Here is an 18435-nt window from a genome sequence, read left to right as displayed (position 1 = left end):
CATCATGAGCGACGACACCCGACAGCCCCCGTCCCCGGCCTCCGCGCCCGCCTCGTCCCCATCGCCCACGCCCAAGAAGCTGCGGCCGACCCTGGCCAGTGCGCTGATCGCCGTCCTCATCGCCGCGGTCGGCATCCTGCTGGTGCTGCGCGCCTGGAGCCTGCCGCCCTTCCAGACCGGCCGCATTTCCACCGACAACGCCTACGTGCGCGGCCAGGTGACGGTACTGGCGCCGCAGGTCAGCGGCTACGTGAGCGAAGTCCTGGTGCAGGACTACGCGCAGGTCGAAGCCGGCCAGGCACTGGTGAAGATCGACACCCGCAACTACGAAGCGGCGCTGGCGCTGGCCCAGGCCCAGCTCGCCAACGCAAAGGCGCAGTTGGCGAACTCCGAGCAGACCCAGGCCCAGAACCATGCCGCCTTGCAGGCCAGCCGTGCCGCACTGGCCGCCGCCGAAGCCGAGGCCGAACGCGCCCGCGCCGATCTGAAGCGCAACGAGGCCCTGGCGAAGGATGGCGCGGTGTCGGTCGCCCAGCTCGACCATGCCCGCGCCGCCGCCCGGCAGGCCGACACCCGCGTCGAACAGGCACGGGCCGACATCGCCATCGCCAACGAACGGATCAAGGCCACCACGGTGAATCGCGACGCGCTCCAGGCCCAGGTCGAAATGGCCGACGCCCAGCTGCTGCGCGCCCGCATCGACCTCGACAACACCACCGTGCACGCGCCCGGCGACGGCCAGGTCAGCGAGGTCACGGTGCGCAAGGGCCAGTACGTGAGCGCAGGCTCGCAACTGCTGTTCGTCGTGCCGCGCACGCTGTGGGTGATCGCCAACTTCAAGGAGACGCAGATGGCCCGCGTGCAGCCGGGCCAGCGCGCCAGCTTCACCGTCGACGCGCTGGAAAGCGCACGGCTGAGCGGCCGGGTGCTGGACATCGCGCCCGCCACCGGTTCGGAATTCAGCGTGCTGAAAGCCGACAATGCCACCGGCAACTTCACCAAGGTCGTGCAACGCCTGCCGGTCAAGATCGCCATCGATCCCGACCAGCCGCTGGCCGAACGCCTGCGGCCCGGCATGTCGGTCATCGCCGAAGTCGATACCCGCGAGACCGCGCAGTAGCGTACGGGCGCCTCGCCGCCGCGAAGACGCGGCGTCCGTCGCTGCTGGCGCCTGCCGGCTATTTGAGAAAACCGATGAAGCCCGTGATGATCACCGCGTTGAAGAAATCGATGAACAAGGAGCCGACCAGCGGGATCACGAAGAAGGCCTTGAACGAAGGGCCATTGACCAGCGTGAAGGCCTGCATGTTCGCCATCGCATTGGGCGTGGCCCCCATGCCGAAGCCGCAATGGCCGGCAGCGAGTACGGCGGCGTCGTAGTCGCGCCCCATGACCCGGAAGGTCACGAAGTACGCGAAGGCAAACATCAGCACCGTCTGCACGACCAGGATGATCAGCAGCGGCCCGGCCACGGCGGCCAGTTCCCACAGCCGCATGGACATCAGCGCCATGGTCAGGAAGAAGGCCAGCGATACGTTGCCCACCACCTCGAACTGCCGGGCGGGCAGCGTCCAGTCGCGCCAGTCGATGATGTTGCGGATGATGGCCGCCATCAGCATGGGGCCGAGATAGGCCGGCAGGGTGATGTCCAGCGACTTGAGCCAGTTCACCAGGATGGAGCCGGTACCGATGGCGATCATCAGCAGGATCATGGCACGCAGGATGGTTTCGTCGTTCGTCTCCCCCGCGGGCGGCGCGGTCTCGATCGGTTTGATCTCGCTGCCCGCCGTGGCGGCAGTCGGGCCGACGAGTCCGTGGCGCTTCATCAGCAAGGTGCCGACCGGGCCGCCGATCAGACAGCCCGACACCAGGCCGTAGGTGGCGGCAGCGATGGCGGCCGGCAGCGCACCAACGGCGCCGGCACTCTCCAGCAGCGGCCCGAACGCGGCCGAGGTACCGTGACCACCGGTCAGGGATATCGAGCCTGCGGCCAGTCCGATCAAGGGTGAAACGCCGAGCATGCTGGCAAGACCGACACCGAGAAGGTTCTGCAGCACCACCAGCACCAGCGCGCAGCCCAGGAACATCGCCACCGCCAGGCCACCCTTCTTCAGCAGCTCGAAACTGGCGGAAAAGCCGATGGTGGTGAAGAACACCAGCAGCAGGAAGCTGCGCATGTTGTCGTAGAACTCGAAGCTGAACAGCCCGCCCTGATGGCCGATCAGCGCGATGATGGAAAAGATCAGCCCGCCGATGATGGGCGAAGGAATGAAGTAGCGGGAGAAGATGCTCACCCGGTTCTTGACGAACTCGCCCAGTGCCAGCAGCACTGCGGCAAGGGCGACGGTCAGGGCGATGTCGAGTTTGATGATGGTCATATGTCCGAGCCTTTGCTGTTATCGCTTCGGAAAGCCTGTGCGCCGGCGCTGCGAGCGCAGCCAAACTGTGTTGCCAGGGGTCGATGATGCTCGCATCACCCGCTTCAATGCAAAAAAAACGGGCCCGCTTGCGCAGACCCGCTGATCCGACAGGCACCCGGACTGACGTCCGGATCTCCCTCCCTATCGATCAAAAACATCCATCGCTTCGACTCATTCGAACTCGACGATGACTTCGTCCACCGACAGGCTGGCGCCCGGCCTGGCGACGACCTTCTTGACCTTGCCGTCCTGCTCGGCCCTGAGCAGGTTCTCCATCTTCATCGCCTCGATGACGGCGAGCTTCTCGCCCGCCTTCACTTCCTGGCCTTCGGTCACGGCGACTTCGCGCAACAGGCCCGGCATCGGCGACAGCAGGAACTTCGACATGTCGGGCGGCAGCTTCACCGGCATCAGCGACAGCAGGTGCGCGGCACGCACCGTCATCACCATCGGCTCGACCTGCAGGCCGAAGTGCGAGATGCGGTAGCGCAGGCCGCGGCGCTCGATCTGCAGCGCAAGCGGCTTGCCGTTGACGGTGCCGGTGAACAGCAGGTTGCCGAAGGTCCAGTCGGACAGGATGTCGTAGGTCCTGCCTTCGTAGGTGATCGACAGGCCGCCATCGATGTGCTGGGCCGTCACCGGATAGTGCTTGCCGCCCATCACCACGACCCAGTTCTTCGGCACCTTGCGGCCATGGCCGGCGAGCTGGTTGTCGATCTGCACCGCGCGCTCGATGTAGCGCATGCGGGCGAAGGTGGCGACCGCCGCCAGCAGCGCCGGATCGTCGTGCGGCACCATCGAGGCGTCGAAGCCCTGGGGGTACTCTTCGGCGATGAAGCCGGTGTTGAAGTTGCCCGAGCAGAAGCGCGGATGCTGCAGCAGCGCGGCCTGGAAGGGGATGTTCGAACTGATGCCGCGAATCACGAAGTGGTTCAGCGCGTCGCGCATCAGTTGGATGGCTTCGTTCCGGTCCTTGCCGTGCACGATGAGCTTGGCGATCATCGAGTCGTAGTACATCGAGATCTCGCCGCCTCCATACACGCCGGTGTCGACGCGCACGCCATTGCCTTCGGCCGGCGGCTGGAACTTGACCAGGCGGCCGGTGGAGGGCAGGAAGCCGCGGAACGGGTCTTCGGCATTGATGCGGCATTCCATCGACCAGCCGTCGAGCTTGACGTCGACCTGCCCGAGCGGGAGCTTCTCGCCATGGGCCACGCGGATCATCTGCTCGACCAGGTCGAGACCGGTGATCAGTTCGGTGACCGGGTGCTCGACCTGCAGGCGGGTGTTCATCTCCAGAAAGTAGAACTCCTTGGTCGCGCCGCTCACCACGAACTCGACCGTACCGGCCGACTCGTAATTCACCGCGCGCGCCAGCGCCACGGCCTGTTCGCCCATCGCCTTGCGCATCGCGGGGTCGACGAAGGGGCTGGGCGCCTCTTCGATCACCTTCTGATGGCGGCGCTGAATCGAGCAATCGCGCTCGTTCAGGTAGACGTAGTTGCCATGCGAATCGCCCAGCACCTGGATCTCGATGTGGCGCGGCTCCAGCACGTACTTCTCGATGAACACACGATCGTCACCGAAGGCGTTGCGTGCCTCATTGACGCAGGCGGAGAAGCCTTCGTGCGCCTCCTTGTCGTCGAAGGCCACGCGCAGGCCCTTGCCGCCGCCGCCGGCCGAAGCCTTGATCATCACCGGATAGCCGATCTTCTTCGCGATCTCGACCGCCTCGTCCGGGCCGGAGATGGCTTCGTTGTGGCCGGGGATGGTGTTGACGCCGGCTTCGATCGCCAGCTTCTTGGATTCGATCTTGTCGCCCATCTTGGCCACCGAGTAATGCTTGGGGCCGATGAACTTGATGCCTTCCTCTTCCAGACGGCGGGAAAACTCGGCGTTCTCGGACAGGAAGCCGTAGCCCGGATGCACCGCCTCGGCGCCGGTCTGCTTGCAGGCGGCGATGATCTTGTCCATCACCAGGTAGGATTCCTTGGACGGTGCCGGGCCGATGCACACGCCCTCGTCGGCCATTTCGACGAACAGCGCATCCTTGTCCGCCTCGGAATACACCGCGACGGTGGCGATGCCCATCCTGCGGGCGGTCTTGATGACGCGGCAGGCGATTTCACCGCGGTTGGCAATCAGTATCTTTTTAAACATGCGTGGTCTCCGCGGTGAAATCGCTGCGTGCTTCGCCCGCAAGGCAATGTGACTTCGTCGCTGCGCCGCTTCGCGGCTGGTCACCGCGGTTTGCGATCAGAATCTTCTTAAACATGAATATGTCCTCGTGCGCGGATCAGAGCGGGATGTTGCCGTGCTTGCGCCACGGGTTTTCCAGTTCCTTGTCCTTCAGCATCGCCAGCGAACGGCACACGCGCTTGCGGGTTTCGTGCGGCATGATGACGTCGTCGATGAAGCCGCGCGCGCCGGCCACGAAGGGGTTGGCGAAGCGCTGCTTGTACTCGGCTTCGCGCTCGGCGATCTTGGCGGGGTCGTTCTTTTCTTCGCGGAAGATGATCTCCACCGCGCCCTTCGGCCCCATCACCGCGATCTCGGCGCTCGGCCAGGCGAAGTTCACGTCGCCGCGCAGGTGCTTGGACGACATCACGTCGTAGGCGCCGCCGTAGGCCTTGCGGGTGATGATGGTGACCTTGGGCACCGTGCATTCGGCGTAGGCGTAGAGCAGCTTGGCACCGTGCTTGATGATGCCGCCGTATTCCTGCGCGGTGCCGGGCATGAAGCCGGGCACGTCGACCAGCGTCACCACCGGGATGTTGAAGGCGTCGCAGAAGCGCACGAAGCGCGCGGCCTTGATCGAGCTCTTGATGTCGAGGCAGCCGGCCAGCACCAGCGGCTGGTTGGCGACGATGCCCACCGGCGAGCCTTCCATGCGGGCGAAGCCGATGATGATGTTCTTGGCATAGTCGGGCTGCAGCTCGAAGAAGTCGCCGTCGTCGACCATCTTGAAGATGACTTCCTTCATGTCGTACGGCTGGTTCGGGTTGCTCGGCACCAGGGTGTCGAGCGACTGGTCCAGGCGGTCGGCCGGATCGATGGCCGGCACCGCGGGTGGCTTCTCGCGGTTGCTGCCGGGGATGAAGCCGACCAGGCGGCGGGTCATCATCAACGCTTCGACGTCGTTCTCGAAAGCGAGGTCGGCCACGCCCGACTTGGTCGTGTGGGTCACGGCGCCGCCCAGTTCCTCGGCGGTGACTTCCTCGTGCGTCACCGTCTTCACCACTTCGGGGCCGGTCACGAACATGTAGGACGAGTCCTTGACCATGAAGATGAAGTCGGTCATCGACGGGCTATACACCGCACCGCCGGCGCACGGCCCCATGATCAGCGAGATCTGCGGCACCACGCCGGACGCGAGCACGTTGCGCTGGAACACGTCGGCATAGCCGCCGAGCGAATCGACGCCTTCCTGGATGCGGGCGCCGCCCGAGTCGTTGAGGCCGATCACCGGCGCGCCGACCTTCATCGCATGGTCCATGACCTTGCAGATCTTCTCGGCATGGGTTTCGGACAGCGAGCCGCCGAACACGGTGAAGTCCTGCGAGAACACGAACACCAGACGGCCGTTGACGGTGCCGTAGCCGATCACCACACCGTCGCCCGGCGTGTGGTCGGCATCCATGCCGAACTCGCTGCAGCGGTGCTCCTTGAACATGTCCCACTCTTCGAAGCTGTCGTCGTCGAGCAGCAGCTGGATGCGTTCGCGGGCGGTCAGCTTGCCCTTGGCGTGCTGCGCGTCGATGCGCTTCTGGCCGCCACCGAGGCGGGCCTTCTCGCGCTTCTCCTCCAGTTGGCGAATGATGTCTTGCATTGATGATCTCCTGTCAGATCGTATGGATCGGGTGCCTGTGGCCCCCGCTTTCTTCGATTCAAAGATGGCCGAGCAGGCGCTGGGCGGCGAGCGAGGGCGTGGTGCTGCCCTCCTTCACTGCACGCGCCAGCTCGGGCAATTCCTGCTTCACCAGCGGGTGGTTGCGGAAGCGGCTGCGCAAGCCGGAGTCGATCAGCTCCCACATCCACGCCATGGCCTGCTGCTGGCGCTTGGCGGCGAACTCGCCCGACGCGGTCAGCGCCTTGCGGTAATCCGTCACCGCCGTCCAGAACTCGGTGACCCCCTGGTTGTGCAGCGCCGACAAGGTCAGCACCGGCACCGTCCAGTTGGGGCTGGCCGGGCGCAGCATGTGCAGCGCGGTCTTGATCTGCGAGCGGGCCCGCATCGCCGCGGCCGGGTCGATGTCGGCCTTGTTGATGACGATCAGGTCGGCGATCTCCATGATCCCCTTCTTGATCGCCTGCAGGTCGTCGCCGGCATTGGGCAGTTGCAGCAGGCAGAAGATGTCGGTCATGCCGGCCACCGCGGTCTCGCTCTGGCCGACGCCGACGGTCTCGACGATGATCACGTCGAAACCCGCCGCCTCGCACACCAGCATCGACTCGCGCGTCTTCTCGGCCACGCCGCCCAGGCTGCAGGCCGAAGGGCTGGGGCGGATGAAGGCGGCGGGGTTCTGGCTGAGCAGCTCCATGCGCGTCTTGTCGCCGAGGATCGAGCCGCCGGTGACCGAGGACGATGGGTCGACAGCCAGTACCGCGATGCGCAGGCCCTGCTCGATCAGGTACAGCCCGAGCGCCTCGATGAAGGTCGACTTGCCCACCCCCGGCACGCCGGAGATGCCCACCCGCATCGCCTTGCCGGTATGCGGCAGCAATGCTTCGAGCACGCGCTGGGCGCGCAGCTTGTGGTCTTCGCGCTGCGACTCGATCAGCGTGATGGTCTTGGCCAGCGGACGCAGCTGGCCCGCGGTCACGCCCTCGACGAGGCTGCGGTCGGCGGCATCGAGACCGGCGTTCGCGGTGTTCGTTGGGGACGGAAGTTCAGGCATGTTCATCGGCTTCGGGGCTGCTGGTGCATCGGTCGGCGCAGGCCGCGTGGGCAGTTCAGCCTCACGCGACCATCGGCATGCGCCGGCTCAGGCGCCCTTGCGTGCGGCGCGGATCTGCTTCAGCACCTCGCGGGCGGCGGTCGGGATCGGCGTGCCCGGGCCGAAGATGCCCTTGGCGCCGGCGGCATACAGCGCATCGTAGTCCTGCGCCGGAATCACGCCGCCGACGAAGGTGATGATGTCGTCGGCACCCAGCTTCTTCAGTTCGTTGACGATCTGCGGCACCAGGGTCTTGTGGCCGGCGGCCAGGCTGGAGCAGCCTACCGCATGGACGTCGTTCTCGACCGCGTGGCGCGCGGCTTCTTCCGGCGTCTGGAAGAGCGGGCCGATGTCGATGTCGAAGCCGAGGTCGGCGAAGGCCGAGGCCACCACCTTGGCGCCGCGGTCGTGGCCGTCCTGGCCGAGCTTGGCGATCATCACGCGCGGGCGACGGCCCTCTTCGGCGATGAAGGCTTCGATGTCGGCCTTCAAGGCCTTCCAGTCTTCCTGTTCTTCCACGACGGCTCCATAGACACCGGACACGGCTTGCGGGTTGGCGCGGAAGCGGCCGAAGACCTTTTCCATTGCATCCGACACCTCGCCCACCGAAGCGCGCAGGCGGATCGCCTTTACCGTCAGGTCGAGCAGGTTGCCCTCGCCGGTCTCGGCGCACTGGGTCAGCGCATCCAGCGCAGCCTGCACCGCGGCGCTGTCGCGCGTCGCCCGCATCTTGTTGAGGCGAGCGATCTGCGCTTCGCGCACCGCATGGTTGTCGATGTCGAGAATCTCGATCGGGTCTTCCTTGGCCAGCTTGTACTTGTTGACGCCGACGATGACGTCTTTGCCCGAATCGATGCGCGCCTGCTTGTCGGCCGCGCACTCCTCGACCTTCATTTTCGCCCAGCCGGACTCGACCGCCTGGGTCATGCCGCCCATGGCTTCGATCTCCTCGATCAGCGCCCAGGCCTTGTCGGCCATGTCCTGGGTCAGCTTTTCCATCATGTAGGAACCGGCCCAGGGATCGACCACGTTACAGATGTGGGTCTCTTCCTGGATGATGATCTGGGTGTTGCGCGCGATGCGGGCCGAGAACTCGGTCGGCAGCGCGATCGCCTCGTCCAGCGCGTTGGTGTGCAGCGACTGGGTGCCGCCGAACACCGCCGCCATCGCCTCGATCGTGGTGCGAACGACGTTGTTGTACGGATCCTGCTCGGTCAGCGACCAGCCCGAAGTCTGCGAGTGGGTGCGCAGCATCATCGACTTGGTGCTCTTGGGATTGAACTGCTTCATGATCCGCCACCACAGCAGACGCGCGGCGCGCATCTTGGCGATCTCGAGATAGAAGTTCATGCCCACCGCCCAGAAGAAGGACAGGCGGCCGGCAAAGGTGTCGACGTCCATGCCCGACCTGATGCCGGTGCGCACGTATTCCAGGCCGTCGGCCAGCGTGAAGGCCAGCTCGATCGCCTGGTTCGCGCCCGCTTCCTGGATGTGGTAGCCCGAGATCGAGATGCTGTTGAACTTGGGCATGTGCTCCGACGTGTACTTGAAGATGTCGGCGATGATCTTCATCGACGGCGTCGGCGGGTAGATGTAGGTGTTGCGGACCATGAACTCCTTGAGGATGTCGTTCTGAATGGTCCCCGACAGCTTGTCCTGCGGCACGCCCTGCTCTTCGGCGGCGACGATGTAGCCGGCCAGGATCGGCAGCACCGCGCCGTTCATCGTCATCGACACCGAGATCTTGTCGAGCGGAATGCCGTCGAACAGGATCTTCATGTCCTCGACCGAGTCGATCGCCACGCCGGCCTTGCCGACGTCGCCGGTCACGCGCGGATGGTCGGAGTCGTAGCCGCGGTGGGTAGCGAGGTCGAAGGCCACCGACACGCCCTGGCCGCCGGCGGCGAGCGCCTTGCGGTAGAAGGCGTTGGAGGCCTCTGCAGTGGAGAAGCCGGCATACTGGCGGATCGTCCACGGCTTCACGGCATACATGGTCGGCTGCGGACCGCGCAGGAAAGGCTCGAAGCCGGGCAGCGTATCGGCGTGCAGCAGGTTCTCGGTATCGGCCTTCGTATACAGCGGCTTGACGCTCAGGCCTTCGGGCGTGATCCAGTTGAGCTTTTCGATGTCGCCGTCGGGAGCATGCTTGGCGGCGGCCTTCTTCCAGGCCTCCAGATCGGGCTGGGGGTAGATCGGCTCATTGGCGTTCGACATGGAAACCTCTTGGACTCAGGCGCCGCTACTGCGGCAGTTCAATATCAGGGTGGTGACGCAACTCGGTCGGCGCTTGCGGCGACGGCGCCGCTCGCGGCGCGATGCCACGAGCGGCCGTCGACGCCCCATCGCACTGCACGGTCCCTCTCCTGCTCGCCGGTTCATCGCCCGACGCCTCCCATGCCGTGCAGCGTGAGGGAGTGACTGGTTGCAAACCCTTGAATAATACTTTATCCATAATTATGAACGCAAACGCGATGCAACAGGGCGATAATGGCTACCTCCAAAAGCCGGCCAAGACACGGTAAACACTCTCTGTCCATATGCCACCCATGAAAGCATCCCGCATCGCTCCACTCGCCCTCTATCAGGAAGTCGCCGAACGCCTGCGCGAACGGATCTTTCTCGCATGAACTCCCTCCCGGCACCTGGGTGGATGAACAGGCGCTGGCCGAGCACTACGGCATCTCGCGCACGCCGCTACGCGAAGCGCTGAAAGTGCTCGCCTCCGAAGGACTGGTGACCCTCAAGCCGCGCCGCGGCTGTTACGTGACCGAGATATCGGAGCGCGACCTGGACGAGGTGTTCTCCGTCATGGCACTGCTCGAAGGGGAATGCGCGCGCGCGATCGTGGGCCGCGCGAACGACAAGCAACTGGAAGAGCTCAAGACGATACATGCGGAACTCGAGCGCGCTGCCGCAGCCCATGACATCGAAGGCTTCTTCGAAGCCAACCAGAGCTTTCACCGCGCCATTCAGGAGTTCGCCGACAACCACTGGCTGATGCACGTGATCGAGGACCTGCGCAAGGTCATCAAGCTGTCGCGCCACCACTCGCTGTTTTCGGAAGGCCGGCTCGAACAGTCGCTGGCCGAGCACCGCGCCATCCTCGGCGCACTGACGGCCCGCGACGCCGACGCGGCCGAGTCGTTGATGCGTGCCCACATCCGCAGCGGCCGCGAGGCCGTGGCACGCATCGCGGCCGCCCGAACGAAGCAGCCCGAGCGTGTCGCAACGCCGGATGGCTAGGCGGTGCCGCGCCAGTTCTCTTCATTGGCATGATTGAAATGCTGACGCCAGCCGGATTGCATCACGCGGCAAGACAGCGTCACCTGTGACAGGCACATTCGGCATGAACGGAGATCGATGTCGGCTTTCTTTACAACGAGAGCATCTGAGTCTCATGCCAAAAAAATAAACAATTTACCAACAAGCACTTAATAAATATGGCACGATCCATGCTTAGATGAGCCAGCATTCCACTCAACGGCCCTGAGCCATTTGAACAGGTACCAAAAAGTCATGAAAAAAACCGCTTTTGCCATCGCTCTCGCCACCCTGGGCTTCAGCGCCAACGCCGCAGTGATCTCGTTTGACGCCCCCCTGAATCTCCAAGTGACCGAGATCAACCAGACCCTGACGCTGAACAAGTTCGACAGCAGCCTCGGCACGCTGGAAGCAGTTACGGTCGAATTCTTTGGTCAAGGCGTTTCCGGCGTCACCATCCAGAACACCGCGGCCCAGGATCAGAACTTCCGCTTCAGCAGCGTTCTGGATCTGCTCTTCACCGGCCCGCTGACGGATACCGTCTCGATCGAGCTTTTCAACACCAACGGCTTCATCACCATCGGCAGCGGCTCCACCGTCGATCTGGGCCAGGTCGACATCAGTGAATCGCTGAGCCTGAATATTGCTGCGAGCTCGTTCGCCAGTTTCATCGGCTCCGACCTCCTGAGCTTCCAGTGCGAAAGCTTCGTGACCAACTCGCAAAGCGGCGGCGGCGGCAACGTCATCGTGACGCAGAACACCCAAGCTGGCTGCGGCGCCAAGTGACCTACACCTACTCCGAAAACACCCCGAATCCGGTTCCGGAGCCCGGCTCCCTGGCCCTGCTGGGCCTCGGCCTGGCCGGCCTCGGCGCCCTGCGCCGCAAGAAGGCCTGATCGAGCATCCACGATCTGGAAAAACCGCCCTTGAGAGGGCGGTTTTTTCGTCTACGGCCTGCCCGAAGCAATCACGCCACAGGCCCCGCCTCCCGCGTCACCAGCACCTGATCGATGCGGTAATTGTCGATATCGACGACTTCGAACTTGTAGCCCGCATACAGCACCGAATCCGTTCGGCGCGGCACCTTGCGCAGGCGGTACATCAGGAAGCCGGCCACCGTCTCGTAGTTCTCGAAACCCTCGAAGACCTCGATATCGAGCGCCTGCATGACGTCCTCGATCGGCGTGACGCCGTCGATCAGCCAGGAGTGGTCGTCGCGGCGCACGATCAGTTCTTCCTGGAAGGGGCTGACCAGATCGCCCATCACGGTGTTCATGACGTCCTGCAGCGACAGCAGCCCGACCACCAGCGCATATTCGTTAATGACCAGGGCGAAATCCTCCTTGGCGTCGCGGAAGCGCTCCAGTGCCTCGAACAGGGTCAGCGTATCCGGCAGCATCAGGATCTTGCGCACGATCGGCTGGGTGCGCAGCGACAGATCCTGGCCCTGCACGATGCGCGGCAGGATGTCCTTGGAGTCGACGTAGCCGATCACGCTGTCGATGCCGGTTTCGCATACCGGGAACTTGCCGTGCGGATGCTCGGCGATCTTGCGCCGGATACTCTCCTCCGATTCGGACAGGGTCAGGAAGACGATGCTCTCGCGCGAAGTCATAGCCGAGGGCACGATGCGCGAGTCGAGTTCGAACACGTTGCTGATCAGGTGCTGCTCCTGGCGTAGCAGCGCGCCGGTCTGCGCGCCGGCGTCGGCCATCGCGACGATGTCGTCGGCGGTGATGTCCTCGACACGCACGCTGGGCACTTTCAGCCAGCGGAAAAGCGCGTCGGCAATGCCGTTGAAGATCCACACCAGCGGCGCGAACACCCACACGCACACGAGCATCGGCCGCACCACGGCGACGGCGATGCGCTCGGGCCTCACCATCGCCAGCCGCTTGGGCATCAGGTCGGCGAACAGCACGAACAGGGAAGTCACGAAGACGAAGGACAGGGCGAAACTCAGCGTCCCCAGCATCGGACCGTCATACAGCGGCCGCAGCAGGTCCTCGACATGCGGTGACAGCGCCTGCTCGCCGACGATGCCGCCGAGGATACTGACCGCATTGAGCCCGATCTGCACCACGGTGAAGAAATTGCCCGGGCTGTCCTGCAGCGCGAGCACGCGCTGCGCGTTGACGTCGCCGCCCTCGGCCATCAGGCGGAGCTTGACCTTGCGCGATGCTGCCAGCGAAATTTCGGACATCGACAGGAAGGCGCTGACTGCGATGAGCAGCAGGATGAACAGCAACTGGTCGAACAGCACGATGGCTCCTTCGGGATGGACCTCTGGATGGATCGCCCGGAAGTCTATCACCCCGCCATCCGGCCCTCTCCGGGCGCTCCCGGCGCATGGCTCCATGACGACAAAAGCCCGCCGCACATTGTCGTGCGGCGGGCTTTCCCGATCAGCGGCGCGGGGCAGCAAGGCCTCCGCGCCGGATGCAGCATCAGTGTGCCGAAGCCGTGGCTGCGCCGACACCCGTCTGGGCGCGCACGTACTGGTCTTCGAAGGCTTCGATCTCGGCCTTGGCCTCGGCGCTGCTGTCCATCTTCGACACCAGGATGGTGGCGAGGAAGGCGAGCGGCATCGAGAACAGCGCCGGCTGGGTGTAGGGGAAGATCGGCGAGGCGAAACCCAGCACGTCGACCCACACCGACTTCGACAGCACGACGAAGGTCACCGCGCTGAACAGGCCCAGATAGCCGCCGGCCAGCGCGCCCTTGGTCGTCAGCCCCTTCCAGTACATCGACAGGATCAGCACCGGGAAGTTGGCCGAAGCGGCGACGCCGAAGGCCAGCGCGACCATGAAGGCCACGTTCATCTTCTCGAAGGCCATGCCCAGCAGCACGGCGACGATGCCCAGGCCGATGGTGGCGAACTTGGAGACCTTGATCTCGGTCGCTTCGCTGGCCTTGCCCTTCATGATGACGCGGGCGTAGAGGTCGTGCGAGATCGCCGAAGCGCCCGCCAGCGCCAGGCCGGCCACCACCGCCAGGATGGTGGCGAAGGCCACGGCCGACAGGAAGCCCAGCAGCAGGTTGCCGCCGACCGCCTGCGCCAGGTGCATGGCGATCATGTTGCCGCCGCCGATGACCTTGCCGCCGATCTCGCCGCCTTCGAAGAACTGCGGGTTCTGGCCGACGATGAGGATCGCGCACAGGCCCATGATGGCGATGACGTTGAAGAAATAGGCGACGATGCCCGACGCGTACAGCACCGACTTGCGCGCTTCCTTGGCGTCGGTGACGGTGAAGAAGCGCATCAGGATGTGCGGCAGGCCGGCGGTACCGAACATCAGGCCCAAGCCGAGCGAGATCGCGGTGACCGGGTCGGCGAGCAGGCTGCCGGGGTTGAGCAGCTTCTCACCCAGCTTGTGCACTTCCATCGCACGAGTGGTCAGTTCGTCGAACGAGAAGCCGAACTGGCTGAAGGCCAGCACGCCCACCGTGGTGCCGCCGATCAGCAGCATGCAGGCCTTGATGATCTGCACCCAGGTGGTGGCGACCATGCCGCCGAAGGTGACGTACACCATCATCAGCGCACCGACCACGAACAAGGCGATGTTGTAGTCCAGGCCGAACAGCAGCTTGATGAGCTGGCCGGCACCGACCATCTGCGCCACCAGGTAGAAGCACACCACGGTCAGCGAGCTGATCGCCGCCATCGTCCGCACCTTGCCCTGGTTGAGGCGGTAGGCGGTGATGTCGGCGAAGGTGAACTTACCCAGGTTGCGCAGGCGTTCGGCCATCAGGAACAGGATGATCGGCCAGCCGACGAAGAAGGACAGCATGTAGATGTAGGCATCGACGCCCTGCATGTACATCATCGCCGTCAGGCCCAGCAGCGTCGCGGCGGACATGTAGTCGCCGGCGATCGCGAGGCCGTTCTGGAAGCCGGTGATGCCGCCGCCCGCGGTGTAGAAGTCGGATGCCGACTTGGTGCGGCTGGCCGCCCAGTAGGTGATGGCGAGCGTCAGCAGCACGAAGACGAAGAACATCACGATGGCGTGCAGGTTCAGCGGCTGCTTCTCCACTTCGCCGATGGCCGGCTTGGCCAGCGCGAGCGCCGGAACGGACAGCGCGAGCAGGGCCGCGCCGCAACGGGATACGAATCGGTCGTTCATCATTTTTCCGCCTTCCATGCAGCCTGGACGATTTCCTTGTTGATGTCGTCGAATTCGCCGTTGGCGCGACGGACATAGACCAGGGTCAGGATCCAGAAAACGATGAACTGCACCAGACCGGCGACGATGCCGAAAGTCCAGTTGCTGCCTTCGGACAAACGCATGCCGATCAAGTCGGGGGCGAAGGCCACCAACAGGATGAAACCGTAGAACACCACCAGAACGATGGCCGCCAGAACCGCCGCGAAGCGGGTCCGCTTGGTCACCAGCTCCGTAAAACCGCGGATTGCGCCTGATGTGCGCATAGACTGAGCTAGACACTTTCTCCCTCCTCAAGGAAAAGCAACGTTGTGAAACGCCGCCTCCTCCACCCCTCCTTTCACCGGGCGGCCGTCTGACGCGGCGTCCCGATCCGGCGGATGATATATCATTCATAAGATTCCATACACGTCCGTATGGAAAATTTTTATTTGTTTGCACGCACATACAATGGATTCGAACATCTCGCTCGACTGCGCCGAAGGCGTCGCCACCATCGCGCTGAACAACCCGGCCAAACTCAACGCGGTGAATGCGGCGATGTGGCGCGGCTTGTCCGCCGCCATACGGCGCGTGGCGGACGACCCGTCGATACGCTGCGTCATCCTGCGCGGTGCCGGCGACGAAGCTTTCGCCGCCGGCGGCGACATCGAGGAATTCCTGACCGTGCGCGCCACGGTGGACGACGCCCTGCACTATCACGAGGAACTGGTCGCCGGCGCGCTGGAGGCGGTCCGCAATTGCGCGGTGCCGACGGTGGCGGCGATCCGCGGCGCCTGCATCGGTGGCGGGCTGGAGATCGCCGGCTGCTGCGACATCCGCATCGCCGGCGAGTCGTCGCGCTTCGGCGCGCCGATCAACCGGCTGGGTTTCTCGATGTATCCGGGAGAGATGGCCGGCCTGCTGGCGCTGGTCGGTCCGGCGGTGGTGCTGGAGATTCTGCTCGAGGGCCGCATCCTGAACGCGCGGGAAGCGCTGCAGAAGGGCCTGCTGTCACGCGTCGTCGATGACGGCAAGGTGTTCGACGAAGCGGCAGCCTGCGCCGCACGCATCTGCGCCGGCGCGCCGCTGGTGGCACGCTGGCACAAGCAATGGGTGAAGCGGCTGATGGGTGGCTCGCCGCTGTCCGCAGCGGAGAAGCGCCAGGCCTTCGACTTCCTGGCGACGGACGATTACCGCGAAGGGCTGGATGCCTTCCTGAACAAGAGAACGCCCCGATTCACGGGGCGTTGAATCCAACTGCGAGGCCGGGGAAACGACGGGCGCTCAGCGTTCGCCGGCTTCCCTCAGCGCGGCCTGGAACAAGGCCTCCTTGTCGATTTCCAGCGGCAGCGGCGCATCCGGCGGGCAGATCGTTGCCGGATCGATCGTCTCGTCCTCCGCATTCAGCTCCGCCGGCGTCGGCATGTTGTCGCGGGCGATGTCGAGCGTGCTCATCAGGCTGCCCATGCCGTTGAGCGTGCGTGCCTGGGCCACGGACAGGTCGTAGCGGGCATTCACGTAGGCCCGCCGGGCCTGGAAGTACTCGTTCTCGCTGTCGAGCAGGTCGAGCAGCGTGCGCTGGCCGATGTCGAACTGCGCCCGATAGGCTTCACGCGCCTTCTCGATCGACAGTTGGTGCTGGTCCAGATACGTCAATTGCTCCTGCAGGCGCTGGCTGTCGTTGTAGGCGATCGACAGCGTCTGGCGCAGATCGCGACAGGCTTTCTCGCGCAGATCCTTGCTCATGTTCAGCTCGTCGGCCGCCTGGCGGATGCGCGCCTGATCGGCGCCGCCCCGGTACAGGTTGTAGGTGAAGACCAGCTCGACCACGCCTTCGCGGGTATTGCCCCGCACGCCGTCGAGGTTCCGGTCCAGCGCCTGGTGGGCACGCAGATCGAGACGCGGATGGTTGGCCGCACGGCGGACATCGACCATCGCCTGGCTGGCGCGCACGTTCTCCACCGCGGCATAGAGTGCCGGGTTGATCGTGAATGCGGTACGCAGCGCCTCGCGCGCCGAGGCCGGCAGCTTGTCGCGCCCGAGCACCTCGGGCAGCGCGGTCAGGGTCTCGTCCGGCTCGATGCCGACGATGCGCAGATAGCGGGTGCTGACGTCGTGCAGGTTGGACACTTCGGTCAGCAGGTTCGACTCGGCCAGCGCCAGACGCCCGGTCGCCTGCTCCAGGTCGACCCGCCGTCCCACGCCCGCATTGGTGCGTTCGGCGATCTGGTCGTGCACCCGCTTGTGCTCGACATAGTTCTGCTTGGCCAGCGCCACCAGCTCGCGGTAGCGGAGCACGTCGGCATAGGCGCGCACGGATTCCAGTGCGGCGTTCTCGGCCGCATCGACCAGTTCGTGGTAGCGCACCAGCCGGGCATGGCCGAGGTGCTTGACCTGATTGCGGGTGAAGAAGCCGTCATAGACCATCTGCTTCAGCGACAGCACCGCACCGCGGCGGGTATAGGTTTCGGTGTCCTCGCCCGGGCGCTTCAGCCTGTCGCGCCCGATGCCGGCAGCCAGATCGACTTCCGGCAGATAGCCGCCGCGGGCGGCATCCTGCTCGGCCCCCGAGGCATTGAAGGCATTCCAGCGCGCCTGCACTTCGGGGTTCGACACCACCGCCTGGCGCGCCGCATCGCGCAACTGCTCCGGCACCTGGGCCACGGACAACGAAGGCAGCGCCGCCAGCACCGCGGCAGAAATCAACGTATATAGTCTTTGCATTTTTCTTGTTTCCCTATGTACTCGTCCGGCGCACATCGCGCATACGCCATGCGCATGAACCCGCAGCAAGCATCGGCAACGATGGTAATGGCCCGATCCTGAAGCATCTGCCAATTAATTAACGTCGCCGCTCAACTAGGGGCAGCGCCACGATTCCGTTGCCGCGGCGATCCACGATAATCGCCCCCAACAGCCCTCCTGCCCCATCCATGCCCGCCACCGCCACCACTCGCCGCCGCTCAGGACTCGCTCCGCCAGCGTTCGCGGCGTGGCTGTGTGCGCTGAGCTTCAGCGCTCTCGTCGGTGCCGTCCCCTCCTTTCCGGACTTCGAGCGCATGCAGCAGATCGCAGCGCAGCGCTACGCGCCGTCGGCGGTGAAAGCCGTGCTCGCCTGGCGGCAGTTGCTCGCCGATCTGCAGCAGCAGGAGCATTCCGTCGACGACAAGCTCGCCCGCGTGAATGCCTTCTTCAACGCGCGCATCCGCTTCGACGACGACATCGCGGTATGGCGCGTGGCCGACTACTGGGCGACTCCGCTCGAAGCACTGGCCCGCGCCGCCGGCGACTGCGAAGACTTCGCCATCGCCAAGTACATGACGCTGCGCCTGCTCGGCATCGACGACAGCCGCCTCCGCCTGATCTACGTGCGCGCCCGCATCGGCAGCCCGGGCAGCCAGGTATCGCAGGCTCACATGGTGCTGGGCTACTACCCCGAGCCGGGCGCGGAACCGCTGATCCTCGACAACCTGATCCGCGACATCCGGCCGGCCGCACGGCGCCCCGATCTGTTCCCGGTCTTCAGCTTCAACGCCGATGGCCTGTGGGTGGCCGGCGCCCGGCAGTCGTCCGCCGACCCCGGCGCCCGGCTGTCGCGCTGGCGCGACGTGCTCGACCGCGCCCGCGCCGAAGGCCTCGTTCTTCCCGACCAACAGCCATGACCGCCCCATT

General features: G+C 64.9%; 14 protein-coding genes and 1 pseudogene. 6 read left to right on the top strand and 9 right to left on the bottom strand.

Annotation, left to right across the window (positions count from 1 at the left end; genetic code table 11):
• Positions 1-4 precede the first annotated feature (4 nt).
• On the top strand, positions 5-1120 hold the full coding sequence (locus AAFL97_RS02095; protein WP_341643536.1) for an HlyD family secretion protein: 1116 nt from the start codon (positions 5-7) through the stop codon (positions 1118-1120).
• Between the two features lie 58 nt (positions 1121-1178).
• Here the strand turns inward: AAFL97_RS02095 and gltS are convergent, their stop codons facing one another.
• The 5 genes from gltS to scpA all read right to left on the bottom strand — a co-directional run bounded on the left by gltS (position 1179) and on the right by scpA (position 9571).
• Complete coding sequence (gene gltS, locus AAFL97_RS02090; protein WP_341643535.1) at positions 1179-2378, bottom strand: sodium/glutamate symporter; 1200 nt, start codon at positions 2376-2378, stop codon at positions 1179-1181.
• 213 nt (positions 2379-2591) lie between these two features.
• Positions 2592-4580 (bottom strand): acetyl-CoA carboxylase biotin carboxylase subunit, encoded by a 1989-nt coding sequence (accC, locus tag AAFL97_RS02085; protein ID WP_341643534.1) that lies wholly within the window; start codon positions 4578-4580, stop codon positions 2592-2594.
• A 136-nt stretch (positions 4581-4716) separates the two neighbouring features.
• Entirely contained in the window at positions 4717-6249 is a 1533-nt protein-coding gene (locus tag AAFL97_RS02080) for an acyl-CoA carboxylase subunit beta (protein ID WP_263460778.1), read from the bottom strand.
• 58 nt (positions 6250-6307) lie between these two features.
• Positions 6308-7318 (bottom strand): methylmalonyl Co-A mutase-associated GTPase MeaB, encoded by a 1011-nt coding sequence (gene meaB / locus AAFL97_RS02075; protein WP_263460777.1) that lies wholly within the window; start codon positions 7316-7318, stop codon positions 6308-6310.
• 87 nt (positions 7319-7405) lie between these two features.
• Complete coding sequence (gene scpA, locus AAFL97_RS02070; RefSeq protein WP_341643533.1) at positions 7406-9571, bottom strand: methylmalonyl-CoA mutase; 2166 nt, start codon at positions 9569-9571, stop codon at positions 7406-7408.
• Between the two features lie 332 nt (positions 9572-9903).
• Between scpA and AAFL97_RS02065 the strand changes: the two are divergent.
• From AAFL97_RS02065 to AAFL97_RS02055, 3 genes and pseudogenes are all read left to right on the top strand, one after another.
• Positions 9904-10600, top strand: a pseudogene (locus AAFL97_RS02065) (GntR family transcriptional regulator).
• Positions 10601-10873: 273 nt separating this feature from the next.
• Positions 10874-11404 carry a choice-of-anchor E domain-containing protein gene (locus tag AAFL97_RS02060; RefSeq protein ID WP_341643532.1) on the top strand — a complete coding sequence of 177 codons (531 nt, stop codon included), beginning with the start codon at positions 10874-10876 and terminating at the stop codon, positions 11402-11404.
• Positions 11401-11514 carry a PEP-CTERM sorting domain-containing protein gene (locus tag AAFL97_RS02055; protein ID WP_341643531.1) on the top strand — a complete coding sequence of 38 codons (114 nt, stop codon included), beginning with the start codon at positions 11401-11403 and terminating at the stop codon, positions 11512-11514. Before AAFL97_RS02060 ends, AAFL97_RS02055 begins: the two co-directional genes overlap by 4 nt.
• Before the next feature lie 71 nt (positions 11515-11585).
• On the opposite strand, the gene AAFL97_RS02050 is transcribed toward AAFL97_RS02055, so the two are convergent.
• The 3 genes from AAFL97_RS02050 to AAFL97_RS02040 form a co-directional block, all read right to left on the bottom strand.
• Complete coding sequence (locus AAFL97_RS02050) at positions 11586-12878, bottom strand: hemolysin family protein (protein ID WP_445954523.1); 1293 nt, start codon at positions 12876-12878, stop codon at positions 11586-11588.
• Positions 12879-13065: 187 nt separating this feature from the next.
• Positions 13066-14742: a cation acetate symporter gene (locus AAFL97_RS02045; RefSeq protein WP_341647077.1), complete on the bottom strand. Its 1677-nt coding sequence runs from the start codon at positions 14740-14742 to the stop codon at positions 13066-13068.
• A complete protein-coding gene (locus tag AAFL97_RS02040) occupies positions 14742-15008 on the bottom strand; it encodes a DUF485 domain-containing protein (protein ID WP_445954460.1) in 267 nt (88 codons plus the stop codon). Before AAFL97_RS02040 ends, AAFL97_RS02045 begins: the two co-directional genes overlap by 1 nt.
• Before the next feature lie 223 nt (positions 15009-15231).
• Between AAFL97_RS02040 and AAFL97_RS02035 the strand changes: the two genes are divergently transcribed.
• Entirely contained in the window at positions 15232-16014 is a 783-nt protein-coding gene (locus tag AAFL97_RS02035; protein ID WP_341643530.1) for an enoyl-CoA hydratase/isomerase family protein, read from the top strand.
• Between the two features lie 33 nt (positions 16015-16047).
• Here the strand turns inward: AAFL97_RS02035 and AAFL97_RS02030 are convergent, their stop codons facing one another.
• Positions 16048-17487, bottom strand: a complete 1440-nt coding sequence (locus AAFL97_RS02030; protein WP_341643529.1) for a TolC family outer membrane protein — start codon at positions 17485-17487, stop codon at positions 16048-16050.
• A 335-nt stretch (positions 17488-17822) separates the two neighbouring features.
• Between AAFL97_RS02030 and AAFL97_RS02025 the strand changes: the two genes are divergently transcribed.
• On the top strand, positions 17823-18425 hold the full coding sequence (locus AAFL97_RS02025) for a transglutaminase-like cysteine peptidase (protein WP_341643528.1): 603 nt from the start codon (positions 17823-17825) through the stop codon (positions 18423-18425).
• Positions 18426-18435 lie beyond the last annotated feature (10 nt).

It is taken from the genome of Thauera sp. SDU_THAU2 (genome assembly GCF_038260575.1).
Classification (GTDB): domain Bacteria; phylum Pseudomonadota; class Gammaproteobacteria; order Burkholderiales; family Rhodocyclaceae; genus Thauera.
Note: the sequence above shows the minus strand (reverse complement) of the source record. Positions and strands in the feature narration are given on the sequence as shown.

Bases quoted from the DNA above. Each gene is read 5' to 3' on its own strand.
- AAFL97_RS02095 (WP_341643536.1), top strand. From the start codon at position 5: ATGAGCGACGACACCCGACAGCCCCCGTCCCCGGCCTCCGCGCCCGCC.
- gltS (WP_341643535.1), bottom strand. From the start codon at position 2,378: ATGACCATCATCAAACTCGACATCGCCCTGACCGTCGCCCTTGCCGCA.
- accC (WP_341643534.1), bottom strand. From the start codon at position 4,580: ATGTTTAAAAAGATACTGATTGCCAACCGCGGTGAAATCGCCTGCCGC.
- AAFL97_RS02080 (WP_263460778.1), bottom strand. From the start codon at position 6,249: ATGCAAGACATCATTCGCCAACTGGAGGAGAAGCGCGAGAAGGCCCGC.
- meaB (WP_263460777.1), bottom strand. From the start codon at position 7,318: ATGCCTGAACTTCCGTCCCCAACGAACACCGCGAACGCCGGTCTCGAT.
- scpA (WP_341643533.1), bottom strand. From the start codon at position 9,571: ATGTCGAACGCCAATGAGCCGATCTACCCCCAGCCCGATCTGGAGGCC.
- AAFL97_RS02060 (WP_341643532.1), top strand. From the start codon at position 10,874: ATGAAAAAAACCGCTTTTGCCATCGCTCTCGCCACCCTGGGCTTCAGC.
- AAFL97_RS02045 (WP_341647077.1), bottom strand. From the start codon at position 14,742: ATGAACGACCGATTCGTATCCCGTTGCGGCGCGGCCCTGCTCGCGCTG.
- AAFL97_RS02035 (WP_341643530.1), top strand. From the start codon at position 15,232: ATGGATTCGAACATCTCGCTCGACTGCGCCGAAGGCGTCGCCACCATC.
- AAFL97_RS02030 (WP_341643529.1), bottom strand. From the start codon at position 17,487: ATGCAAAGACTATATACGTTGATTTCTGCCGCGGTGCTGGCGGCGCTG.
- AAFL97_RS02025 (WP_341643528.1), top strand. From the start codon at position 17,823: ATGCAGCAGATCGCAGCGCAGCGCTACGCGCCGTCGGCGGTGAAAGCC.